At 65.9% G+C, this 22,031-nt stretch carries 22 protein-coding genes; 12 read left to right on the top strand and 10 right to left on the bottom strand.

The features are described from left to right. Positions 1-93: 93 nt before the first annotated feature. The 6 genes from CLU95_RS01760 to CLU95_RS01735 are packed head-to-tail and all read right to left on the bottom strand — an operon-like array spanning position 94 to position 3,527. Positions 94-684, bottom strand: coding sequence for a TIGR00730 family Rossman fold protein (locus CLU95_RS01760; RefSeq protein ID WP_099789864.1), 591 nt, complete (start codon positions 682-684; stop codon positions 94-96). A gap of 31 nt (positions 685-715) precedes the next feature. Then, positions 716-1,114 carry a diacylglycerol kinase gene (locus tag CLU95_RS01755; protein WP_099789862.1) on the bottom strand — a complete coding sequence of 133 codons (399 nt, stop codon included), beginning with the start codon at positions 1,112-1,114 and terminating at the stop codon, positions 716-718. Continuing rightward, the gene (locus CLU95_RS01750; RefSeq protein WP_099789860.1) at positions 1,111-1,680 is read right to left on the bottom strand and encodes an RDD family protein; all 570 of its coding nucleotides are present in this window, start codon (positions 1,678-1,680) and stop codon (positions 1,111-1,113) included. Before CLU95_RS01750 ends, CLU95_RS01755 begins: the two co-directional genes overlap by 4 nt. 10 nt (positions 1,681-1,690) lie before the next feature. Then, a complete protein-coding gene (locus CLU95_RS01745) occupies positions 1,691-2,479 on the bottom strand; it encodes a DUF3106 domain-containing protein (RefSeq protein ID WP_257214507.1) in 789 nt (262 codons plus the stop codon). A gap of 59 nt (positions 2,480-2,538) precedes the next feature. Further along, complete coding sequence (locus CLU95_RS01740) at positions 2,539-2,964, bottom strand: DUF3619 family protein (protein ID WP_099789856.1); 426 nt, start codon at positions 2,962-2,964, stop codon at positions 2,539-2,541. Then, the gene (locus tag CLU95_RS01735; protein WP_099789854.1) at positions 2,961-3,527 is read right to left on the bottom strand and encodes an RNA polymerase sigma factor; all 567 of its coding nucleotides are present in this window, start codon (positions 3,525-3,527) and stop codon (positions 2,961-2,963) included. Before CLU95_RS01735 ends, CLU95_RS01740 begins: the two co-directional genes overlap by 4 nt. A gap of 283 nt (positions 3,528-3,810) precedes the next feature. Here CLU95_RS01735 and CLU95_RS01730 point away from each other — a divergent pair, with 283 nt between their 5' ends. The 7 genes from CLU95_RS01730 (at position 3,811) to CLU95_RS01700 (ending at position 13,164) form a co-directional block, all read left to right on the top strand. Next, positions 3,811-5,595, top strand: coding sequence for an acetolactate synthase 3 catalytic subunit (locus tag CLU95_RS01730; RefSeq protein ID WP_099789852.1), 1,785 nt, complete (start codon positions 3,811-3,813; stop codon positions 5,593-5,595). 106 nt (positions 5,596-5,701) lie between these two features. Further along, the gene (gene ilvN, locus CLU95_RS01725; RefSeq protein WP_099789850.1) at positions 5,702-6,193 is read left to right on the top strand and encodes an acetolactate synthase small subunit; all 492 of its coding nucleotides are present in this window, start codon (positions 5,702-5,704) and stop codon (positions 6,191-6,193) included. Between the two features lie 148 nt (positions 6,194-6,341). Beyond that, complete coding sequence (gene ilvC / locus CLU95_RS01720; RefSeq protein ID WP_062478069.1) at positions 6,342-7,358, top strand: ketol-acid reductoisomerase; 1,017 nt, start codon at positions 6,342-6,344, stop codon at positions 7,356-7,358. Between the two features lie 193 nt (positions 7,359-7,551). Then, a complete protein-coding gene (gene pssA / locus CLU95_RS01715) occupies positions 7,552-8,376 on the top strand; it encodes a CDP-diacylglycerol--serine O-phosphatidyltransferase (RefSeq protein ID WP_099789848.1) in 825 nt (274 codons plus the stop codon). Positions 8,377-8,584: 208 nt separating this feature from the next. Continuing rightward, positions 8,585-10,288 carry a 2-isopropylmalate synthase gene (gene leuA / locus CLU95_RS01710; RefSeq protein ID WP_099789846.1) on the top strand — a complete coding sequence of 568 codons (1,704 nt, stop codon included), beginning with the start codon at positions 8,585-8,587 and terminating at the stop codon, positions 10,286-10,288. 53 nt (positions 10,289-10,341) lie between these two features. Continuing rightward, positions 10,342-11,880: a 2-isopropylmalate synthase gene (locus tag CLU95_RS01705; protein WP_099789844.1), complete on the top strand. Its 1,539-nt coding sequence runs from the start codon at positions 10,342-10,344 to the stop codon at positions 11,878-11,880. Positions 11,881-11,997: 117 nt separating this feature from the next. After that, the gene (locus CLU95_RS01700; protein WP_095950197.1) at positions 11,998-13,164 is read left to right on the top strand and encodes a serine hydrolase; all 1,167 of its coding nucleotides are present in this window, start codon (positions 11,998-12,000) and stop codon (positions 13,162-13,164) included. A gap of 108 nt (positions 13,165-13,272) precedes the next feature. Here CLU95_RS01700 and CLU95_RS01695 read toward each other — a convergent pair whose 3' ends face one another. From CLU95_RS01695 to aat, 3 genes are read right to left on the bottom strand one after another with little or no spacing between them, the layout of a single operon-like run. Further along, a complete protein-coding gene (locus tag CLU95_RS01695; RefSeq protein ID WP_070060913.1) occupies positions 13,273-14,097 on the bottom strand; it encodes an IclR family transcriptional regulator in 825 nt (274 codons plus the stop codon). A 31-nt stretch (positions 14,098-14,128) separates the two neighbouring features. Next, positions 14,129-14,878 carry an arginyltransferase gene (locus tag CLU95_RS01690; protein ID WP_099789842.1) on the bottom strand — a complete coding sequence of 250 codons (750 nt, stop codon included), beginning with the start codon at positions 14,876-14,878 and terminating at the stop codon, positions 14,129-14,131. A 6-nt stretch (positions 14,879-14,884) separates the two neighbouring features. Continuing rightward, positions 14,885-15,640, bottom strand: coding sequence for a leucyl/phenylalanyl-tRNA--protein transferase (gene aat / locus CLU95_RS01685; protein WP_099789840.1), 756 nt, complete (start codon positions 15,638-15,640; stop codon positions 14,885-14,887). Between the two features lie 226 nt (positions 15,641-15,866). Here aat and CLU95_RS01680 point away from each other — a divergent pair, with 226 nt between their 5' ends. From CLU95_RS01680 to CLU95_RS01665, 4 genes are read left to right on the top strand one after another with little or no spacing between them, the layout of a single operon-like run. Continuing rightward, positions 15,867-18,197 (top strand): xanthine dehydrogenase family protein molybdopterin-binding subunit, encoded by a 2,331-nt coding sequence (locus tag CLU95_RS01680; RefSeq protein ID WP_099789838.1) that lies wholly within the window; start codon positions 15,867-15,869, stop codon positions 18,195-18,197. 39 nt (positions 18,198-18,236) lie between these two features. Then, positions 18,237-19,151 carry a helix-turn-helix domain-containing protein gene (locus CLU95_RS01675; RefSeq protein WP_099789836.1) on the top strand — a complete coding sequence of 305 codons (915 nt, stop codon included), beginning with the start codon at positions 18,237-18,239 and terminating at the stop codon, positions 19,149-19,151. Continuing rightward, positions 19,130-19,492, top strand: coding sequence for a VOC family protein (locus CLU95_RS01670; RefSeq protein WP_099789834.1), 363 nt, complete (start codon positions 19,130-19,132; stop codon positions 19,490-19,492). The genes CLU95_RS01675 and CLU95_RS01670 overlap by 22 nt, the downstream gene beginning before the upstream one ends. A 19-nt stretch (positions 19,493-19,511) precedes the next feature. Continuing rightward, complete coding sequence (locus tag CLU95_RS01665) at positions 19,512-19,937, top strand: SRPBCC family protein (RefSeq protein WP_099789832.1); 426 nt, start codon at positions 19,512-19,514, stop codon at positions 19,935-19,937. On the opposite strand, the gene pobA is transcribed toward CLU95_RS01665, so the two are convergent. Next, entirely contained in the window at positions 19,907-21,088 is a 1,182-nt protein-coding gene (pobA, locus tag CLU95_RS01660; protein WP_099797069.1) for a 4-hydroxybenzoate 3-monooxygenase, read from the bottom strand. The two genes, CLU95_RS01665 and pobA, sit on opposite strands and share 31 nt — an antisense overlap. 154 nt (positions 21,089-21,242) lie before the next feature. Here pobA and CLU95_RS01655 point away from each other — a divergent pair, with 154 nt between their 5' ends. Then, a complete protein-coding gene (locus CLU95_RS01655; RefSeq protein WP_099789830.1) occupies positions 21,243-22,013 on the top strand; it encodes an IclR family transcriptional regulator domain-containing protein in 771 nt (256 codons plus the stop codon). The last annotated feature ends 18 nt before the right edge of the window (positions 22,014-22,031 follow it).

Below are 22,031 nucleotides of genomic sequence, written 5' to 3'. Positions count from 1 at the left end.
TCGCTTCGCCAACCCCCTACCGGGGGCAACACCTGAGGCCCGGCGGAGCCGGTTCCTCGGTGTTCGCTGGAATGGGGCAGGGGCCCGTTCCGGTCAGAGGTTTTCTGACAGCTTGTCGTCGCGGGGGTGCAGGGGGACTTCGGCGCGCAGCGCGGTCAGCAGTTCGGGCACGTCGGTGCCGGTGCGGACCAGGTCCATCTGCCATTCACCCATGAAGCCCTCGCGCACGCTGTGCGCCAGGAAGCCCAGCAGGCCGTCGTAATAGCCGGCGGTGTTGAGGATGCCGGTCGGCTTGTCGTGGTAGCCGAGCTGGCGCCAGGTCCAGATCTCGAACAGTTCTTCAAAGGTGCCGATGCCGCCCGCCATTGCGAGGAAGGCGTCGGCGCGCTCGCCCATCATGGCCTTGCGCTCGTGCATGGTGTCGACCACGTGCAGCTCGTCGCACAGGGGGTTGGCCAGTTCCTTGTCGACCAGGGCCTTGGGAATGATGCCGACGACGCGGCCGCCGGCCAGGCGGGTGGCCTCGGCCACCGTGCCCATCAGGCCGGTGCGGCCACCGCCGTAGACCAACTGGCCGCCGTTCTGGCCGATCCATTGGCCCACGGCCTGGGCGGCCTGGGAAAACTCGGGGCGTTCGCCGGGGCGCGAGCCGCAATACACGCAAATCGAAAATTCAGGAGTCATCTTGCGATCATGCCGCAGGCGGCAGACCCGCTCATGACACGAAGCGTTGCCACAGGGCTGCGGCCCAGATGCCACCGCACAGCGTGAGCGACAGCAGGACAGCGGCACTGCCCATGTCCTTCGCGCGCTTGGAGAGGTCGTGCCATTCGGGGCCGATGCGGTCGATGGCGGCCTCGACCGCCGTGTTGAGCAGCTCGACAATCATCACGAGCACGGCGCTGCCGGCGAGCAGCGCCACCTCGACCCAGCTGCGCCCCAACCAGAAGGCGGCCGGGATCATGACCATCGACAGGATGGCTTCCTGGCGGAACGCCGGCTCGGTCCAGCCGGCGCGCAAGCCGTGCAACGAGATCAGGGTGGCGTGCCAGACGCGCTCGAGGCCCTTGCGGGCCTTCTGCGGGTTCACGGCGGGGTCGGGCAAGGCACTCATTGGCGGCTCATCGGCTTGGAGGTGATGAGCCGCGTACCGGCCCAGGCGTCGTGCCAGAACTGGCGGTCGGGGTGAAAACGGGCCAGCAGGGCCCAGACGGCGACCCAGCCGAAGATCAGCACGGTCGATTCGCCGCCCGACAGCTTGAACGGGGCGATGGCGGCGAGCGGCGGCAGGAACCAGATCCAGCTCAGGAGGTAGCGCGCCAGCGCGCGACCCTGGGTGACGGGCTGGCCGTGGCGGTCGACGATGCGGATGTTCCAGGTCTTCATGGCCAGGGTCTGGCCCTTGGCCCAGAACCAGACGAAGTAGACGCCGAACACCACGAAGAGAAAAGCCTGGAGCAGGTGCCGCCGTTCGTCCATGGCGTCGCGCATCTGGCCCAGCGTGCTGAACAGCCAGCCGGACACGAACACGACCGCGAACAGCAGCATGCCTTCATAAAGCCAGCAGGCCATGCGACGCCAGAGGCCGGGCACGGTCGGCGAGACGCCGTGGCCGGCCGCGGTGGGAAGGGGCGAGGCCGACTGGCCGGGACCCGAGGTCTCGGGAGAACTGGAAACCATCGACATCTTGTCAGGGAGCGGAGGACGGCGCCGGCACCTGCGCTTCGGCGGGCACGGGGGGCGGCGTGACGCCGTTCGGCGCGGAGGCGGCCGGGGCTGCGACGGTGCTGGCCGGTGTGGGCGCGCGTTCCGTTGCAGCGGGCGATGTTGCCGGCGAGCTCACCACGACGGCCGCCGGCGGCAGCACGGGCGTGGGGAGCGTGGCCGGCACGATGCGGGGCGTGTGCTGTCCGGGCGGCGTGACGGCCGGCACAGGCACGAGTTTTTGCGATGAAACCGGGCGCACCGGCACGGCGGCGCCGCGCGGCTTGGGCGGTGCGCGCTCGGCGAGCTTGCGCTTTTCTTCTTCGCTCAGTGCCTGGTACTGCTCCCACTTGAGCCGGCGCTCGTCGGCGGGAAGCCGCTTGACCTCGGCGAAGTTCAGGCGGGCCTGGGTGCGCTGCTGGTTGCTCAGCGCCGCCCACTCGATCATCCGGCTGTGCAGCGTGACCTGGTCGTCGGCGGGCATGTTCGCGTAGTTGCGCGACAGGGCCAGCCATTTGCGCTTCTGGCCGACGTTCAGCGTGTTCCAGTGCAAGGCCAGCGGCTTCAGGGCGTACTGCTGCTCGGAGCTCAGATCGCTCCAGAGGGGCCTGGTCGTGGCGACGCCCTTGGGGCTTGCTGCGCCATTGGTGCCTGCGGCGTGCGTGGCGGGCTTGGTGGCTTCGGGCAGCGTCTGTGCATCGGCCAGTGTCAGGCCGAAGACAACGGCTGCCAGCGCACCCGCCCAAACGACGGCGCCCGCCGGGAGCGGGCGCAACGGAAGCAGGGCTTTCGCACGGGAAACGGAGCGGCGTCGCATTCGGTCGGGCAAGGTGTTCAGTCGGAGGCGCTGTCGGACTTCAGGAATTGGGCGAAGCCGGGATCGGTGTAGGCGGCAGGCGGCAGGTCGCCCGTCAGCAGGGCCGAGTCGACCTCGGCGAGTTCGCTGGCACGGTCGTCGTCCTGCATCACGCTGATGGTGATCAGTCCGGCCACCAGGGCGATCAAGGGCACCACGGAACCAATGCGGGTCCACCAGCTGCCGCCCAGCGTGACCGTGTGGCCCGACTGGACCGCGACGGGCGCCGTACGCAACTGCGGGGCCAGCTTGCGCGCAGCCACGGCCTGCGAGCGAGCCACGCGCAGTCGTTCGCTGATGTCGTGCGGCAACGCTTGATTGCCGTCCGACAGCCGGGCCGTCAGCCGTTGGCCGAAGCGGTCTTCTGCAGCGTTGGATTGAGAGGTTGGAACCTTGGTATTCATAGCGATATTCCCTTGGCTTTGAGCGCCTTGCTCAGAGCGTGGACGGCTCGCGAACAATGGGTTTTGACGCTGCCTTCGGAGCAGCCCATTGCGGCGGCCGTCTCTGCGACGTCCATTTCCTCCCAGTAACGCATCAGGAAAGCCTCGCGTTGACGGCCGGGCAAAGCCGCGATCTGTTCTTCGATCTCGTGAAAGACCTGGGCGCGGCGGGTGGTGTCTTCGGCGCTCTCCGATTCTCTGGAGTCGGTGGGCGAGACAAAGTTCTCCAGCAGGTCGAAATCCTCGCCGTTGTCGGCCGGTTCGAAGTCGCTGAGGTTGGAGAAAAGGGCCCGGCGGGTTTTCTGGCGGCGGAACCAGTCGAGCGTGCAGTTCGACAGGATGCGCTGGAACAGCATCGGCAGTTCCTCGACAGGCTTGTCGCCGTAGTGCTGCGCCAGCTTCATCATGCTGTCCTGCACGATGTCCAGGGCCGCTTCTTCGTCCCGCACGTGATAGACCGAGCGCTTGAAGGCCCGTCGTTCGACGCTTTTCAGGAAGTCGGAGAGTTCGTGTTCAGTAGCCAAATGAGAGGAGGCGGCGGGACGCGCCGCGTGGGGAGGATGTTTGGCGAACGCTCATGTTTTTATGCCGCGGATTATGCCTTTGTGCCAAGACAGGGCACCTGAAGCGAGTCTGAACGCGCCGGTAGTGTCATAATCCGCCTTGCAAGTCAAAAGGCAAACGGGTCACGGTCCGGCGGAACATCAGTCCGCTCATGGCTTTGGCCTCAAGTCCTGGCGCGGCCCCACAAGGGCTGGCAAGGGGCACCCAAGGTTTTTCGTTCCCGAAAAAACACAAAGGTTGATCATGGAAATCTCGAAGGCGGAACTCGCTTCCGCAGCAGCCGCGTCCTCTGGCGCCGGCAACACCACGCAAGAACTCATGGGCGCTGAAGTGCTGATCAAGGCACTGCAGGCCGAAGGCGTTCAGTACGTCTGGGGCTATCCCGGCGGCGCGGTTCTCTACATCTACGACGCGTTCTACAAGCAGGACACCATCCAGCACGTGCTGGTGCGCCACGAGCAGGCCGCCGTGCACGCAGCCGACGGCTATGCGCGCGCCACCGGCGAAGTCGGCGTGGCCCTGGTCACTTCCGGCCCCGGCCTGACCAATGCGGTCACCGGCATCGCGACGGCGTACATGGACTCGATCCCGATGGTGATCATTTCCGGCCAGGTGCCGACGGCCGCCATCGGCCTCGACGCCTTCCAGGAATGCGACACGGTCGGCATCACGCGCCCCATCGTCAAGCACAACTTCCTCGTCAAGGATCCGAAGGATCTGGCCATGACGATGAAGAAGGCCTTCCACATCGCACGCAGCGGTCGTCCCGGCCCCGTGGTGGTGGACGTGCCGAAGGACGTGTCCTTCAAGAAGGTTCCGTACAGCGGCTATCCCGACAAGGTCGAGATGCGCTCGTACAACCCGGTGCGCAAGGGCCACGGCGGACAGATCCGCAAGGCGCTGCAACTGCTACTGGCGGCCAAGCGCCCCTACATCTACACCGGCGGCGGCGTGCTCCTGGGCAATGCCTGCAACGAACTGCGCACGCTGGTCGACATGCTCGGCTACCCGGTCACCAACACGCTGATGGGCCTGGGCGCCTATCCCGCGAGCGACCGCAAGTTCCTCGGCATGCTGGGCATGCACGGCACCATCGAAGCCAACAACGCGATGCAGAACTGCGACGTGCTGCTGGCCGTGGGCGCGCGCTTCGACGACCGCGTGATCGGCAACCCGAAGCACTTCGCGCAGAACGAACGCAAGATCATTCACGTCGACATCGACCCGTCGAGCATCTCCAAGCGCGTGAAGGTCGACATCCCGATCGTCGGCGACGTGAAGGACGTGCTCACCGAGCTGATCTCGATGATCCGCGAGAGCACCGCCAAGCCCGACGCCGGCGCGCTGGCCGACTGGTGGAAGACCATCGAAAGCTGGCGCTCGCGCGACTGCCTCAAGTACGACCGCGACAACAAGGATGTGATCAAGCCGCAGTACGTGGTCGAGACCCTCTGGAACATGACCAAGGACGCCGACACGTACATCACGTCGGACGTCGGCCAGCACCAGATGTGGGCCGCCCAGTACTACCGCTTCGACGAGCCGCGCCGCTGGATCAATTCGGGTGGCCTGGGCACCATGGGCGTGGGCATTCCTTACGCCATGGGCATCAAGCTCGCCAAGCCCGATTCGGAAGTGTTCACCATCACGGGCGAAGGCTCGGTGCAGATGTGCATCCAAGAACTTTCGACCTGCCTGCAGTACAACACGCCGATCAAGATCTGCTCGCTCAACAACCGCTACCTGGGCATGGTGCGCCAATGGCAGGAGATCGAATACTCCGGCCGCTACAGCCACAGCTACATGGACGCGCTGCCCAACTTCGTGAAGCTCGCCGAGGCCTATGGTCACGTCGGCATGCTGATCGAGCGTCCACAAGACGTGGAGCCGGCGCTGCGCGAGGCGCGCAAGCTCAAGGACCGCACGGTGTTCATGGATTTTCGTACCGACCCCACCGAGAACGTGTTCCCGATGGTCAAGGCCGGCATGGGCATCACCGAGATGCTGCTGGGTTCCGAAGATCTCTGATCCGGAACGTTCGTTCGCTCAACTTTTTACTGACGAATCTATTGCCCGCCAAGCCCGCGCATTACCGTGCACGGGGGAGGGCGGCGAAAAGAGGAGTCACGCCAACATGAAACACATCATTGCAGTGCTGCTGGAAAACGAGCCGGGTGCTCTTTCCCGCGTGGTGGGCCTCTTTTCGGCCCGCGGCTACAACATCGAATCGCTGACCGTGGCGCCGACCGAGGACGCAAGCCTCTCGCGCATGACCATCGTCACCAACGGCTCGGACGACGTGATCGAACAGATCACCAAGCACCTGAACCGCCTCATCGAGGTCGTGAAGGTGGTCGACCTGACCGAAGGCGCCTACACCGAGCGCGAGCTCATGATGGTGAAGGTGCGTGCGGTGGGCAAGGAACGCGAGGAAATGATGCGCATGGCGGAAATCTTCCGTGGCCGCATCATCGACGTGACCGACAAGAGCTACACCATCGAGCTCACCGGCGATCACGGCAAGAACGACGCTTTTCTTGAAGCGATCGACCGCAGTGCCATTCTGGAGACGGTCCGTACCGGTGCCAGCGGCATCGGACGCGGCGAACGCATCCTGCGGGTCTGACACCATGATTCGGAGCTCAGTCGTCGCCCGTTCGGGCTGAGCTTGTCGAAGCCTCCGCGCAAGCGGGGACTGCATTGAGCCCTTCGACAGGCTCAGGACGGACGGCACAACAACACACTGCAACTCGCATATCTATCTGGAGAACATCATGAAGGTTTATTACGACAAGGACGCGGACCTGAGCCTCATCAAGGGCAAGACGGTTGCCATCATTGGCTACGGCTCGCAAGGTCACGCACACGCGCAGAACCTGAACGACAGCGGCGTCAAGGTCGTGGTCGGCCTGCGCAAGGGCGGCGCTTCGTGGGACAAGGTCGGCAAGGCCGGCCTGCAGGTCGCTGAAGTCGCCGACGCCGTGAAGTCGGCCGACGTCGTCATGATCCTGCTGCCCGACGAGCAGATCGCCGCCGTCTACAAGAACGACGTGGCCCCGAATATCAAGGAAGGCGCTTCGCTCGTCTTCGCGCACGGCTTCAACGTGCACTACGGCTTCGTGCAGCCGCGCGCCGACCTCGACGTGTGGATGGTCGCTCCCAAGGCCCCGGGCCACACCGTTCGCGGCACGTACACGCAAGGTGGCGGCGTGCCGCACCTGATCGCGGTGCACCAGGACAAGAGCGGCAAGGCGCGTGACCTCGCGCTGAGCTACGCCACCGCCAACGGCGGCGGCAAGGCCGGCATCATCGAGACCAACTTCCGCGAAGAAACCGAGACCGACCTGTTCGGCGAACAAGCGGTTCTGTGCGGCGGCACGGTCGAGCTGATCAAGGCTGGTTTCGAAACGCTGGTGGAAGCCGGCTACGCGCCCGAAATGGCGTACTTCGAATGCCTGCACGAACTGAAGCTGATCGTCGACCTGATCTATGAAGGCGGCATCGCCAACATGAACTACTCGATCTCGAACAACGCCGAGTACGGCGAGTACGTCACGGGCCCGCGCATCGTGACCGACGAGACCAAGAAGGCCATGAAGAAGGTCCTGCAGGACATCCAGACCGGCGAATACGCCAAGAGCTTCGTGCTCGAAGCCGCTGCCGGCCAGCCGGTGCTGATCAGCCGCCGTCGCCTGAACGCCGAGCATCAGATCGAAGTCGTCGGCGAAAAGCTGCGCGCGATGATGCCCTGGATCAAGAAGAACAAGCTGGTCGACCAGACCCGTAACTGATCTTCAGAGGCAAGAGCCAGCAGGGTGCTTCGGCACCCTGTTTCGCAGGGCCACCCGTTGCGGTGGCCCTTTTGTTTGAGGGGGAGTGCACAGGTCCCCTGAACTACACTGCGAAACATGCGATTCACAGACCAAGACGCTATCGAATGGATGGCTGACCGGGCAGTTCCCACGAGGGACGGAGGCCATTTCAATGCATGACGACACGCTCCCCGACGATGTGCAGCCGCGCAAGCGTCGCAAGGGCATCTACATCCTGCCGAACCTGTTCACGCTGGCGGCGTTGTTCGGCGGCTTCTACTCGGTAGTGATGGCCATGAACGCGCGCTTCGACCTCGCGGCGCTCGGCGTGTTTGCCGCGATGATCCTCGACAGCCTCGATGGCCGCGTCGCGCGCATGACCAACACGCAGAGCGCGTTCGGTGAGCAAATGGACTCGCTGTCCGACATGGTGTCGTTCGGCGCCGCGCCTGCGCTCATCGCCTACGAGTGGTCGCTCAAGGGGCTGGGACGTTGGGGCTGGATCGCCGCCTTCGTGTACTGCGCCTGTGCGGCACTGCGGCTCGCCCGCTTCAACGTCAACACCGGCGTGGTCGACAAGCGCTGGTTCCAGGGGCTGCCGTCGCCGGCGGCTGCAGCGCTCGTGGCCGGCTTCATCTGGCTCATGACCGAGTGGGGCAAGCGCGGCGGCGAGGTGCTGTATCTCTCGTGGACGCAGATCACGTGGATCACTTTCGCGTTCACGCTCTATGCCGGACTCTCGATGGTCACCAATGCGCCGTTCTACAGCTTCAAGGATGTCCAGATGAAGAAGAGCGTGCCTTTCGTCGTGATCGTGCTGATCGCGCTGGGCATTGCGGTCATCAACATCCATCCGCCGACGGTGTTGTTCAGCCTGTTCGTGGCCTATGGCCTGAGCGGCTACGTGGTGTACGCATGGCGCAGGGCCAAGGGCCAGCCGGTGAGCGTGATCAGCACCTCGACCGAAGAGCCCGACGAGCGGGGGCTGCACAACTGAAGTCCCGGGCCTTCACAGGCCCGCGAAGGCTGTGCTACATTCGCAACCCTCATGACCAAGATTTCGCTGCTGGCCCTACTAGCCCTCCCTCACGGGCGGAGACGGTAGCGCACGCGCTAATCCCTCATCACGGCCCGTTCGCACCAGCAACGGGCCGTTTGTCTTTTGGGGTTGCTGGTTGAGTTCCAACCATCACAGAGAAATTGACATGTTGAAGCAACCTCAAGCCAAGTACCGCGCATTCGCACCGATCGGCCTCAAGGACCGCACCTGGCCCGACGCCGTGCTGACCAAGGCCCCGATCTGGCTGTCGACGGACCTGCGCGATGGCAACCAGGCGCTGGTCGAGCCCATGGACATCCCGCGCAAGATGCGCATGTTCGAGACGCTCGTGGCCATCGGCTTCAAGGAAATCGAAGTCGGCTTTCCCTCGGCGTCGCAGGTCGAATTCGACTTCGTGCGCAAGCTCATCGAAGAAGACCGCATTCCCGACGACGTGACGATCCAGGTGCTCACCCAAGCGCGCGACCACCTCATCGAGCGCACCTTCGAAGCCTTGCAAGGCGTGCCGCGCGCCATCGTCCACCTCTACAACGCCGTCGCCCCCGTGATGCGCCGTGTGGTGCTCGGAATGGACGAAGACCAGATCGTCGAACTCGCGAGCAGCCATGCGCGCATGTTCAACGACTTCGCCGCCAAACAACCGGCCACGCAGTGGACCTTCCAGTACTCGCCCGAAATGTTCTCGGGCACCGACGTGGTCTTCTCCAAGCGCGTGGTCGATGCGGTCACCGCGGTCTGGGCGCCGACGCCCGAGCGCAAGTGCATCGTCAACCTGCCCACCACGGTCGAGCACTCCACGCCGAACATCTTCGCGGACATGATCGAGTGGATGCACCGCAACCTCGAGCGTCGCGATTCGATCGTGCTGTGCGTGCACCCGCACAACGACCGCGGCACCGGCACGGCAGCTGGCGAACTGGCCTTGATGGCGGGCGCCGAGCGCATCGAGGGCTGCCTCTTCGGCAATGGCGAGCGCACCGGCAATCTCGACCTCGTGAACGTCGCGCTCAACCTCTATACGCAGGGCGTTTCGCCGGAACTCGACTTCTCGAACATCGACGAGATCCGCGCCACGGTCGAGCACTGCAACCAGATCCCCGTACACCCGCGCCATCCGTATGTGGGCGACCTCGTCTACACCTCGTTCTCGGGCTCGCACCAGGACGCGATCAAGAAGGCCTTCGCCGCGCGCAAGGACGGCGACATCTGGGACATCCCGTACCTCCCCATCGATCCGAAGGACGTGGGCCGCAGCTACGAAGCCGTGATCCGCGTGAACAGCCAGTCGGGCAAGGGCGGCATGGCCTACCTGCTCGAGAGCGAGTACGGCCTCGAGATGCCGCGCCGCTTGCAGATGGAGTTCATGCAGGTCGTGCAGCGCGTGATGGACGTGGGCGGCAAGGAACTCACCGCCGCCGATCTCTGGCAGATCTTCGTGAACGAATACGGCATCGAGACCGCCAAGGCCTTGCAGCACCGCGTGATCCAGGAAGAAGGCGAGGGCGCTGAGGCCACGGTGGTGCTGCGCGGCGACCTGCCCTGGGACGGTGAAATGCGCGCCATCGAAGGCCGCGGCAACGGCCCGATCGACGCCTTCACGCAGGCGCTGAGCCAGGCCACCGGCCACACGGTGCGCGTCATGGACTACCACCAACACGCCATCGGCGCGGGTGCCGATGCCAAGTCGGTGGCCTACCTCGAACTGCGCGTCGACGAGTCGCAGACGCTGTTCGGCGTCGGCATCGATGCGAACGTGATCTCGGCCTCGCTGAAAGCGATCGTGTCGGGCGTGCAGCGCGCACGGGCCCGGGGCGCGCACAGCGCACAATCGGCGGTTGAAGTCGCCTGAAGCACCGGCACCAGCCGCATGCGCAAGGTGGGAACGAACAAAGGAGCTCCACGATGACCGACCAACTCATTATTTTCGACACCACCTTGCGCGACGGCGAGCAGTCGCCTGGCGCCTCGATGACGCGCGACGAAAAACTGCGCATCGCCAAGCTGCTGGAGCGGCTCAAGGTCGACGTCATCGAAGCGGGCTTTCCGGCCAGCTCGAACGGCGATTTCGAGGCCGTGAAGGCCATTGCCAACGCGATCAAGGACGCGACGGTGTGCGGCCTCTCGCGCGCCAACGACCGTGACATCGCACGCGCGGCCGAGGCCCTGAAGGGCGCGGCGCGCGGGCGCATCCACACCTTCATTGCGACCTCGCCGCTGCACATGGAGAAGAAGCTGCGCATGTCGCCCGACGAGGTGCATGAGCAGGCCAAGCTGGCCGTGCGCTTTGCACGCAACCAGATCGCCGACGTCGAGTTCAGCCCCGAAGACGGCTACCGCAGCGACCCGGACTTCCTGTGCCGCGTGCTCGAAACCGTGATCAACGAGGGCGCCACCACCATCAACGTGCCCGACACCGTCGGCTACGCCATTCCCGAGCTGTACGGCAACTTCATCAAGATGCTGCGCGAGCGCATTCCCAACAGTGACAAGGCGATCTGGTCGGTGCATTGCCACAACGACCTCGGCATGGCCGTGGCGAATTCGCTGGCCGGCGTGAAGATCGGCGGCGCGCGCCAGGTCGAGTGCACCATCAACGGCCTGGGCGAGCGCGCGGGCAACTGCTCGCTCGAAGAAGTGGTCATGGCCGTGAAGACGCGCAGGGACTACTTCGGGCTCGACCTGAACATCGACACCCAGCACATCGTGGCCGCGAGCCGCATGGTGAGCCAGACCACAGGGTTCGTGGTGCAGCCCAACAAGGCCGTGGTGGGCGCCAACGCCTTCGCACATGCCTCGGGCATTCACCAGGATGGCGTGCTCAAGGCACGCGACACCTACGAGATCATGCGGGCCGAAGACGTGGGCTGGAGCGCCAACAAGATCGTGCTGGGCAAGCTCAGCGGCCGCAACGCCTTCAAGCAGCGCCTGCAGGACCTGGGCGTGACGATGGAAAGCGAGACCGAGGTCAACGCCGCGTTCTCGCGCTTCAAGGAGCTGGCCGACCGCAAGTCCGAAATTTTCGACGAAGACATCCTGGCGCTGGTCAGCGCGGAAGAGTTGTCAAACGTTGGTGAACAGTTCGCTTTTGTCTCTCTCTCCCAGCACAGCGAAACCGGCGAGCGACCCCAGGCCAAGATCGTGTTCACGATCCAGGGCAAGGAAGTCACCAGCGAATCCGACGGCAACGGGCCGGTCGATGCGTCCCTCAAGGCGATCGAGGCCCACGTCAAGAGCGGCGCGGAGATGGTTCTTTACTCTGTCAATGCCATCAGCGGCTCGACGGAAAGCCAGGGGGAAGTTACAGTCCGGTTACAAAACGCAGGGCGGGTGGTCAACGGTGTGGGTGCAGACCCAGACATCGTGGTCGCTTCGGCAAAGGCTTATTTGAGTGCGCTCAACAAGTTACAGAGCCAAGCTGAGAGAGTGGCGGCACAAGGTTAGGTTTTGAGGCGTTCCTTGGTATTCGAATGAAGAAGGGGATGCAAGTAACTGATATTGCGTGCCTTTTTTGATTTCGATACACTGCGGTCCTCGTTTGTTGCCGCTGGAGATTTATTGATGCCTGAAACCCGTCTACGTCGAGTTTCCATCCAGCGGTTCCTACCCGCCTTCAAGTTCCTCGCCGTGGCGCTGTGCGCCTCGGCGTTTTTGCTGCCTGGCGCCCAGGCCGCGAAGAAGGAAAAACCCGCTGCCGCGAAGTCCGCGGTCGCCAAGAAGGCGAAGGCACCCGCCGAAGCCAAGCAGCGCAATGCGTCCGCTTCCAAGGTGGCGCGCGGCGGTCGCGCCGAGCAGGCCGACAAGGTCGTGCGCGGCGGCCGCAACGTCGTGGCCACCATCCACAAGAAGAATGGCAAGACTGTCGTTGCCGTGCAGCGCCGTTCGGTGGTGCGCGTCGAGACGCCCGCCCGCCAGTCCTTCGGCCAGATGGCCGGTCTGCACAGCACCGACGACGCGCTCGACCTGAAGTCGAGCGTCGCCCTGGTGATCGACCAGGACACCCACGAAGTGCTGTTCAGCAAGAACGACCACGCCGTGCTGCCGATCGCGTCGCTCACCAAGCTCATGACCGGCCTGCTGATCAGCGAGGCCCATCTGCCGAACGACGAGCTCATCACGATCACGCAAGATGACGTCGACACCGAAAAGGGCAGCCGTTCGCGCCTGACCGTCGGCACCACGCTCTCGCGCGGCGAGCTGCTGCACCTGGCGCTGATGTCGAGTGAGAACCGTGCCGCGCACGCACTGGGCCGCACCTACCCGGGCGGCCTCACGACCTTCGTGAGCATCATGAATGCCAAGGCCCGCATGCTCGGCATGAAGGACACGCGCTACGTGGAGCCCACGGGCCTGTCGAGCCGCAACCAGTCGAGCGCGCAAGACCTGGCGCTGCTGGTCAACGCAGCCTATTCCGACGCCACGGTGCGTTCGCTGTCCACGTCGCCTGAATACCAGGTCGAGGTCGGCAACCGCGTGCTGCAGTTCAACACGACCAACCGCCTCGTGAAGAGCCCGGAATGGGACATCGGCCTGCAGAAGACCGGCTACATCTCCGAAGCCGGCCAGTGCCTCGTGATGCAGGCCAAGGTGGCCGGGCGCAAGCTGATCATGGTGTTCCTGGATTCGGCCGGCAAGTTCAGCCGCATCGCCGACGCCGAGCGGGTTCGCCGCTGGGTCGAGGCCACGCACGCTGTGTCGGGACCGCGCGGCTTCCAGGTCGCTGGCTGAGATTGATCGAGCAGGGAGGCCGTTTAGCGGCCTGCCTGCAGCCCTCGTGGAGGGCGAACCGGCTGACTCGCCGGAAGAGAGAAGAAAGAGTCGAAAGAAAACGGGCGCTCAGGCGCCCGTTGTCACGTTCGCGCCCGACGCAGGCGTTGCAGCCATGCCGTCCTTGAAACCCAGTGCGCCCGAGATTTCATTGGCGGTCGCCTGCAGCTTGGGCAACCAGCCTTCGTCGAGGCGATCGGCTGGGGCCGAGATCGACAGGCCCGCCACCAGCTTGCCCTGGTCGTCGTAGATGCCGGCGGCCATGCAGCGCACGCCCAATTCCAGTTCTTCGTTGTCGCGGGCGATGCCGTACTGGCGTGCCTTCGACAGCTCGCGCTCGAGCGCGGGCAACTGGGTGATGCTGTTGCGGGTGTGGCCGGCCAGGCCGGTACGCGTGGCGTAGCTGCGCACGCGCTGCGGGTCGTCGGCGGCCAAGAAGAGCTTGCCGGTCGAGGTCAGGTGCAGGGCGGCACGGCCGCCGATGGCGCGCACCACCTGCATGCCCGAGCGTTCGCTGTAGGCGCGCTCGATGTACACGATCTCGTCGCCCTGGCGCATGCTGAGGTTGACCGGCTGCTGGGTGAGCTTGTGCAGCTCGCGCATCGGGCCCAGGGCCGCGTCACGCACGTTCAGGCGGCCCTTGACCAGGTTGCCCAGCTCCAGCAGGCGCATGCCGAGGCGGTAGCTGCCGGCTTCCGGCCGGTCGACGAAACGACCGACCGCGAGGTCATTGAGGATGCGGTGCGTGGTCGACGGGTGGAGCCCCGTCTTTTCGCTGATCTCCTTCAGCGAAATGGCCTCTTCGCGTGAGGCGAGAACATCGATCAGCGAGAACATGCGCTCGATGACCTGGATGACGGGAGTGGCGGGAACGTCGGATAGGTTTTTTCTCATGGCGCTGGGCGGTGATGACCGGACGCCAATTTTACCTTGTGAAATTGCCCGGTGGCTGCCAGTGGCCGTCCACCAACACTTCGTGCGGGGAAAAGCGCGCCTTGTAGTGCATCTTGGGGCTGCGCTCGATCCAGTAGCCCAGATAGACGTGCGGCAGGCCCAGTTTGCGGGCCTGCTCGATCTGCCACAGCACGCTGTAGGTGCCGTAGCCAGCGCCGTCCTCGGGCTCGTAGAAGGTGTAGACGGCCGAGATGCCGTCGCTGAGCACGTCGAGGATCGACACCATCTTCAGCGCGCCCGGGCTGCCGTCGGGCAGGGTCTCGCGAAATTCGACCAGCCGCGAGTTGACGCGGCTTTGCAGCAAGAACTGGGTGTACTGGTCGATGCTGTCGTGGTCCATGCCGCCGCCCGAGTGGCGGCCGGTCTGGTAGCGCAGGTAGAGCTGGTAGTGCTCGGGCACGAAGCACAGCTTGAGCACGCGGGCCTGCAGGTCGGCGTGCTGCTTGGCCGTGCGCCGCTGGCTGCGGTTCGGCTGGAAGCTGTGCGCCAGCACGCGCAGCGGGATGCAGGCACGGCAGCCGTCGCAATACGGCCGGTAGGTGAACATGCCGCTGCGCCGAAAGCCGCTGAGCACCAGGTCGGAATACGCGTCGTTGTGGATCAGGTGGCTCGGCGTGGCCACCTGCGAGCGGGCCTGGCGATCCGGCAGGTAGCTGCAGGGATAGGGCGCCGTCGCATAGAACTGCAGCGTGTGAAGCGGAAGATCCTTGAGGTGCGTCACGTCACGTCACGTCGAAAGAGAAGGTCGCTCGGAAAGGAGTTCAGACCAGTATACGGGGTCGAATTGCCACTGTGGGCCCTCCTGTTTTCGGGCCTTGGCCACGTGCGCCACGAAGCGCGCGCGCGGCATTTCGCGGGCGCCGAGGCTGGCCAGGTGCGCGGTGTTCTGCTGGCAGTCGATCATTTCGACGCCGGCACGCCGGCACAGCGCGACCAGGCCGGCCAGCGCAATCTTCGAAGCGTCCGGCCGGCGCGTGAACATCGACTCACCGAACACCGCCTGGCCCAGCGCCACGCAGTAGAGCCCGCCCGCCAGCTCGCCGTCGATCCAGGTTTCGACGCTGTGTGCATGCCCGGCGCGGTGCAATTGCGTATAGGCCTGCACCATGTCGGGCACGATCCACGTGCCCGACTGGCCGGCGCGCGCCGACTGCGAACACGCCTGGATCACCGTTCCAAAATCGTGATCGACGCGCAGCTCGCAGCCGGGCGTCATGGCAAAACGGTTCAGGGTCTTGCGCAGCGAGCGATGCAGCCGGAAGTCGTGCACCCGCAGCACCATGCGCGGGTCGGGGCTCCACCACAGGATGGGCTGGTCGTCGCTGAACCAGGGGAAAACGCAGCGGCCATAGGCTTGCATCAAAGTATCGACATCGAGCGATCCGCCAGCCGCCAGCAGGCCGGGCACGGGGTCTCTTTCGTCCCATGCCGACGCGGGGTCGGGCAGTGTGTCTCCGGGTTCGAGCCAAGGCAGTTGTCGCATGGTTGCAGGTATACACGGCTTCTCGAAAACGTCCGCCAGTTGAGGGAAAATCCCGCTCACACGGGAACAGTCCACAAGGCTGCGGCCCTGGTGCCACCGCCGATGGCACAAGAGACAACCCACAAGACCCGTCGAAAAACCTATAGTGCTCAGCTTGCTTTCGCAGTACCACAGCGGATCCGGCAGGCATGAGCAGAGCGCCGGGGATCAGCACAAGAGGACCACGTTGACCACTGAACCCAACCCCACGCGCTTCGGCAGCGGCCAGGCGGTGCGCCGCCTCGAGGATGAAAGCCTGCTCGCAGGCGCCGGCCGTTACACCGACGACGTCACGCTCGCCGAGCAGGCGCATCTCGTTTTTCTGCGTTCCCCCTATCCGCATGCGCGCATCGTGTCCGTCGACACGTCCGCGGCCGTCGGCATGCCCGGCGTGCTGCGCGTGATCACCGGGGCCGACCTGGCCGAAGCCGGCGTCAAGCCGATGCCCGGCGCCGCAGGCTTCAAGCGCGCGGACGGCAGCGACAGCGCCAGCCCGCCGCGTCGCGCCATGGCGCACGAACGCGCGCGCTTCGTCGGCGAACCGGTCGCGTGCGTCATTGCCGACACCGTGCAGCAGGCGCGCGATGCGGCCGAGGCTGTCATGGTCGACTACGAAGAACTGCCGATGGTGGTCGACCTCCCCGGTGCGACCGCCGACGGTGCGCCGCTCCTGTGCGACGAGGCCACGGGCAACATCGCCGCCGAGATGCGCCACGGCAGCAGCGAAGCCGCCACCGCCGCATTCGAGCGCGCCGCCCATGTGATTGCGCTGGACGTGAACAACCAGCGCGTCGTTGCGCTCACCATCGAGCCGCGCGCCGTGCTCGCCACGCACGACAGCAAGACCGACCGCCTCACGATCCGCATGAGCACCCAGATGCCGTCCGGCGTGCGCGATTCGGTCTGCGCGGCCATCGGCCTGGCGAAAGAAAAAGTGCGCGTGGTCGTCGGCGACGTCGGCGGCGGTTTCGGCATGAAGACCGGCGCCTACCCTGAAGACATCGCGGTCGCCTACGCCGCGCTGCAGGTGGGCCGGCCTGTGAAGTGGGTGGCCGACCGCAGCGAAGAGTTCCTCTCGAGCGCGCACGGCCGCGACATCGAGGCGCGCGCTGAAATGGCGCTCGACGCCGACGGCAAGATCCTCGCCCTGCGCATCAAGACGCTCGCCAACGTCGGCGCCTACGCGACCGGCACCGGCGTAGCGATCCAGCTGCTGATCGGCCCGTGGGTGCAGACCAGCGTCTACGACATCCAGACCATCGACTTCCATTTCAAGGCGGTGCTCACCAACACCGCGCCCACCGGCGCGTATCGCGGCGCGGGCCGGCCCGAGGCCATCTTCACCATCGAACGCCTGATGGACGAGGCCGCGCGCCAGACGGGCATCGACCGCATCGCGCTGCGTCGGCGTAACTTCATCCGCCCCGAGCAGATGCCCTACAAGAACCCGATGGCGCAGACCTACGACACCGGCCAGTTCGAGTCGGTGATGGACCAGGCGCTGCAGCTGGCCGACTGGCAGGGCTTCGAAGCCCGCGCGGCCGAGTCCGCGGCGCGCGGCAAGCAGCGCGGCCTGGGCATCGCCACGTTTCTCGAGTGGACCGGCGGCAACGTGTTCGAAGAGCGCGTCACGGTGTCGGTGCAGGCCGACGGCGTGATCGAGGTGTTCTCGGCCGTCAACGCGATGGGGCAGGGCATTGCGACCTCGCTTGCGCAGCTGGCCGTCGATGCCTTCGGCGTGCCCATCGAAAAGGTGCGCGTCGTGCTCGGCGACACCGACCGCGGCGACGGCTTCGGCAGTGCCGGCTCGCGCTCGCTCTTCACCGGCGGCTCGGCCGTGCGCATCGGTGCCGAGCGCACCATCAACAAGGCGCGCGAACTTGCAGCGCAGGAGTTCGAGGCTTCCATCGACGACATCGTCTACAGCCGTGGCACCTTCATCGTGGCCGGCACCGACCTCGAACTCGATCTGTTCACCCTGGCCGCCAAGCAGCCGGGGCGCGAGATCTTTGTCGACTCCACCAGCACCGTGGCTGGCCCGAGCTGGCCCAATGGCTGCCACATCTGCGAGATCGAACTCGATCCGCCCACGGGCGAGATCAGCGTCGTGGCCTACAGCTCCGTCAACGACGTGGGCCGCGTGGTCAATCCGATGATCGTGCGTGGCCAGCTCGAAGGCGGTGCCGTGCAGGGCATCGGTCAGGCGCTGTACGAGCAGGTGGTCTACGACACCGAAACCGGCCAGCCCGTGACCGGCAGCCTGATGGACTACGTCGCGCCGCGCGCCGACATTGTCGACACCATGTTCCAGATGGAGATGGACGAGTCGACGCCCTGCAAGAACAACCCGCTGGGCGTGAAGGGCGTCGGCGAGCTGGGCACCATCGGCGCCACGCCGGCCATCGTCAACGCGGTGGCCGATGCCTTCGCACGCAACGGGCTCGGGGCCCGCGCACCTCGCCTGCACATGCCGCTGAGCCCGTCGCGGGTCTGGCAGGCCATGCAGACGATCGACTGAGCGCCACTGGCCGGTGATCGAAGGGCGACGAAAGTCATCATGCGTGTCACCACCGAACTGCAGACCGACGCGATCCGCGTTTCGACCTACCGCTGCGATGCGGGTGTCGGCGCGGCGCCGTTCACCGAGATGCACGAGACGCACTCGGTCTCGTACGTGCGCAAGGGCAGCTTCGGCTGCCGCGCGCTCGGCCGCGACTACGAACTGGTGGCCGGTTCGGTGCTGGTCGGAGCACCGGGCGACGACTACGTCTGCACCCACGAGCACTTCGCCTGCGGCGACGAGTGCCTGTCGTTCCACTTCTCGCCGGGCTTCGTCGACCTGATCGGCGGCGACCGGCGCAGCTGGCATGCCTCGGGGCTGCCGCCGCTGCCCGAACTCATGGTGCTCGGTGAACTCGCGCAGGTCGCGGTCGAAGGCGGCAGCGACGTGGGCCTGGACGAGCTGGGCATGGGCTTCGCCAGCCGTTTCCTCGACGTGGTGAAAGGGCGCGGCAAACCCACAGCGCCGCCGTCGGCCACGCCGCGCGACCGACGCCGCGCAGTCGAGGCCGCGACGTGGATCGAGGCCCACGCAGCGGGCGAGATCGGCCTGGAAGACGCGGCCGCGCAGGCGGGCCTGAGCGCCTTCCACTTCCTGCGGCTGTTCTCCCAGGTGCTCGGCGTCACACCGCACCAGTACCTCGTGCGCTCCCGGCTGCGTCGCGCCGCGCGCCTGCTGGCGGACAGCGATCTTTCCGTGACCGAGGTCGCTTTCGAGGCCGGCTTTGCCGACCTGAGCAACTTCGTGCGCACCTTCCATCGCGCGGCCGGCGTGTCGCCACGCGGCTTCCGGCTCGCTGCCAAGGGCGACCGCAAGATTTTCCAAGACCGCCTGGCCGCGCTGCTTCACGATGACCGCTTGATCCACCCTTCAAGCAGAAAGTCATCGCCATGTACGACCACATCGGACTGAAAGTCAAAGACCTCGCCGCGAGCCGGCGCTTCTACGAAGCCGCGCTCGCGCCGCTCGGCCACGTGCTGGGCTCCCACGACGACGAAAGCTACGCCGGCCTCGGCCCCGCCGGCGAACCGGCGCTGTGGCTCTACGCCGCGAAAGATGCCAAGGGCCCGGGCACGCACATCGCATTCCGCGCGCCCGACCACGCAGCCGTCGCCGCGTTCCACAAAGCCGGGTTGAAAGCCGGCGGCACCGACAACGGCGGCGCAGGGCCGCGCGCCGACTACAGCCCGACCTACTACGCGGCCTTCCTCATCGACCCCGACGGCAACAACGTCGAGGCCGTTTGTCCCTGACCCGAAAGGCACCGACCTCATGGCTACCGTCTACAAGGAGTTCATCGTCGAGGTTGATGTGGCGCAGGTGTGGGATGCGCTGCGCGACTTCGGCGCCGTCCACGCGCGCCTCGCGCCGGGCTTTCTCACCGGCTGCGAACTCGACGGGCAGGGCGCCCGCATCGTCCACTTTGCCAACGGCCTCGTCGCGCGCGAGCTGCTCGTGGCCCTCGACGAAGAGCACCGCCGCCTGGCCTACACCGTGACCGACGGCAAGGCCACGCACCATCACGCATCGGCCCAGGTGTTCGCGGACGGCGAAGGCCGCTCGCGCTTCGTCTGGATCACCGACGTGCTGCCCGACGCGCTCGCGGCATACATCGAACCCATGATGGCGCACGGCGGCGCTGCGATGAAGCAGGCGCTGGAGCGCGCTCAGAAGTCTTCGAGCGGCAGCCCCACGTAGTTTTCCGCCAGCGCGGTGGACGCCGCGCGCGAATGCACGAGGTAGTCGAGCTCGGCTTCCTGGATCTTCTGGCCGAAGGCGCCCGTCTCGGGAAAACGGTGCATCAGCGAGGTGAACCACCACGAGAAGCGCTCGGCCTTCCAGACCCGGCGCAGGCACAGGTCGGAGTAACGGTCCAGCGCCGAGGCCGACTTCTCGTTGTAGAAAATCTCCAGGGCGCGCGATAGGTACCCCACGTCGGCCGTCGCGAGGTTGAGCCCCTTGGCGCCGGTCGGCGGCACGATGTGCGCGGCGTCGCCGGCCAGGAACAGCGAACCGAAGCGCATCGGCTCCGCCACGAAGCTGCGCAGTGGCGCAATGCTCTTTTCGAGCGACGGGCCGGTCACCAGGCGTTCGCGCGCTTCGGGGTCGAGGCGCGCGCGCAGCTCGTTCCAGAAGGCCTCGTCGCTCCAGTTCTCCACCTTTTCTTCGGTCGGCACCTGCACGTAGTAGCGCGAGCGCGTGGCGCTGCGCATGCTGCACAGCGCAAAGCCGCGTTCGGTGTTGGCGTAGATGAGTTCGTGCGACACCGGCGGCACGTCGGCCAGCACGCCGAGCCAGCCGAAGGGATAGACCTTCTCGTAGGTCTGGATCGCGTCGGCGGGCACGCTGGCGCGGCTCACGCCGTGGTAGCCGTCGCAGCCGGCGATGAAGTCGCACTCGATCTCGTGTGTCTGGCCGTCTTTTTCGTAGCGCACGCGCGGGCGGCCGGTGTTGAAGTCGCGCAGGCTCACGTTCGCCGCGCTGTAGATGGTGGTGAGGCCTTCGGCCGTGCGCGCTTCCATCAGGTCGCGCGTCACCTCGGTCTGGCCGTACACCGTCACCTGCTTGCCGCCCGTGAGGCCGTGCATGTCGATGCGGTGGCGCGCGCCCTTGAAGAGCAGCTCGATGCCGTCGTGCGGCAGGCCCTCGGCCTTGGCGCGGGTGTCGACGCCCGCACGCACCAGCAGATCCATCGTGACCTGTTCGAGCACGCCGGCGCGGATGCGGCCCAGCACGTAGTCGCCGCTCTGGCGCTCCACGATGATGTTGTCGATGCCTGCCTTGTGCAGCAGCTGGCCGAGCAGAAGGCCGGCGGGGCCTGCGCCGATGATGGCGACCTGGGTGCGCATGTTCGTGTCTCCGTATGGGTTTTGCGAAGCGTAGGGCGCGGCCGGCCGGTTGGGGCGGCGGCTGGCGAGGCTCTGTGCGATCATGCGAACGCGTGCGCGATCATCGCGCAACACTTCTTCAGCCGACCGACCCACGACGAACTCCCGACGACGAATGACCATCGCCCGCGCCGACTTCATCGAGGGCATCGCCAAGGGGATGGCGGTGCTCGAAAGCTTCGACACCGAGCGCCAGCGCCTCAACGCCACGCTGGCGGCCGAGCGCGCCGGCCTCACACGCGCCGCCGCCCGGCGCCACCTGCTCACGCTGGCCCACCTGGGTTACCTGGAAACCGACGGCAGCTACTTCTGGATGGCACCGAAGGTGCTGCGCTTCTCGGGCAGTTATCTGGCCTCGTCGCGCCTGCCGCGCGCGTTGCAGCCCACGCTGAACCGGCTCGCGGCGCAAACGGGCGAGTCGTTCTCGGCCGTGGTGCTCGACGGTGAAGAGGTGGTCATCGTCGCGCGCAGCGGCAGCTATGGCACGCCGACGCGCGTGTTGGCCTACGGCCTGCACCTCGGTGCGCGCCTGCCGGCCCACGCCACCTCGACGGGGCGCGTGCTGCTGGCCGCGATGCCTGCCACGCAGCTCACCCAGTGGCTCAAGGGCCGGCACCTCGCACGCCTCACACCTCAGACCCTCACCCAGGCGCGCGCCTTGCGCCAGCGGATCGTGCAGGTGCGCAAGGACGACTACTGCTTCGCCAGCGAGGAACACGAGCTCGGCGTGCAGGCGCTCGCGGTGCCGCTGCGCGACATGCAAGGTCACACGGTGGCCGCGCTCAACGTGGTGCTGTCGGGCACGCGCTACCAGGAAGAGACCTTGCAGCGCGAGATGCTGCCGCTTCTGTTCGAGGCGGCACGCGAAGTGCGCTCCCTCCTGTGAACTGAGGCGCGCTGAACT

It is taken from the genome of Variovorax sp. 54, from assembly GCF_002754375.1.
Lineage (GTDB): Bacteria > Pseudomonadota > Gammaproteobacteria > Burkholderiales > Burkholderiaceae_C > Variovorax.
This window is presented reverse-complemented; position numbering and strand designations above follow the sequence as displayed.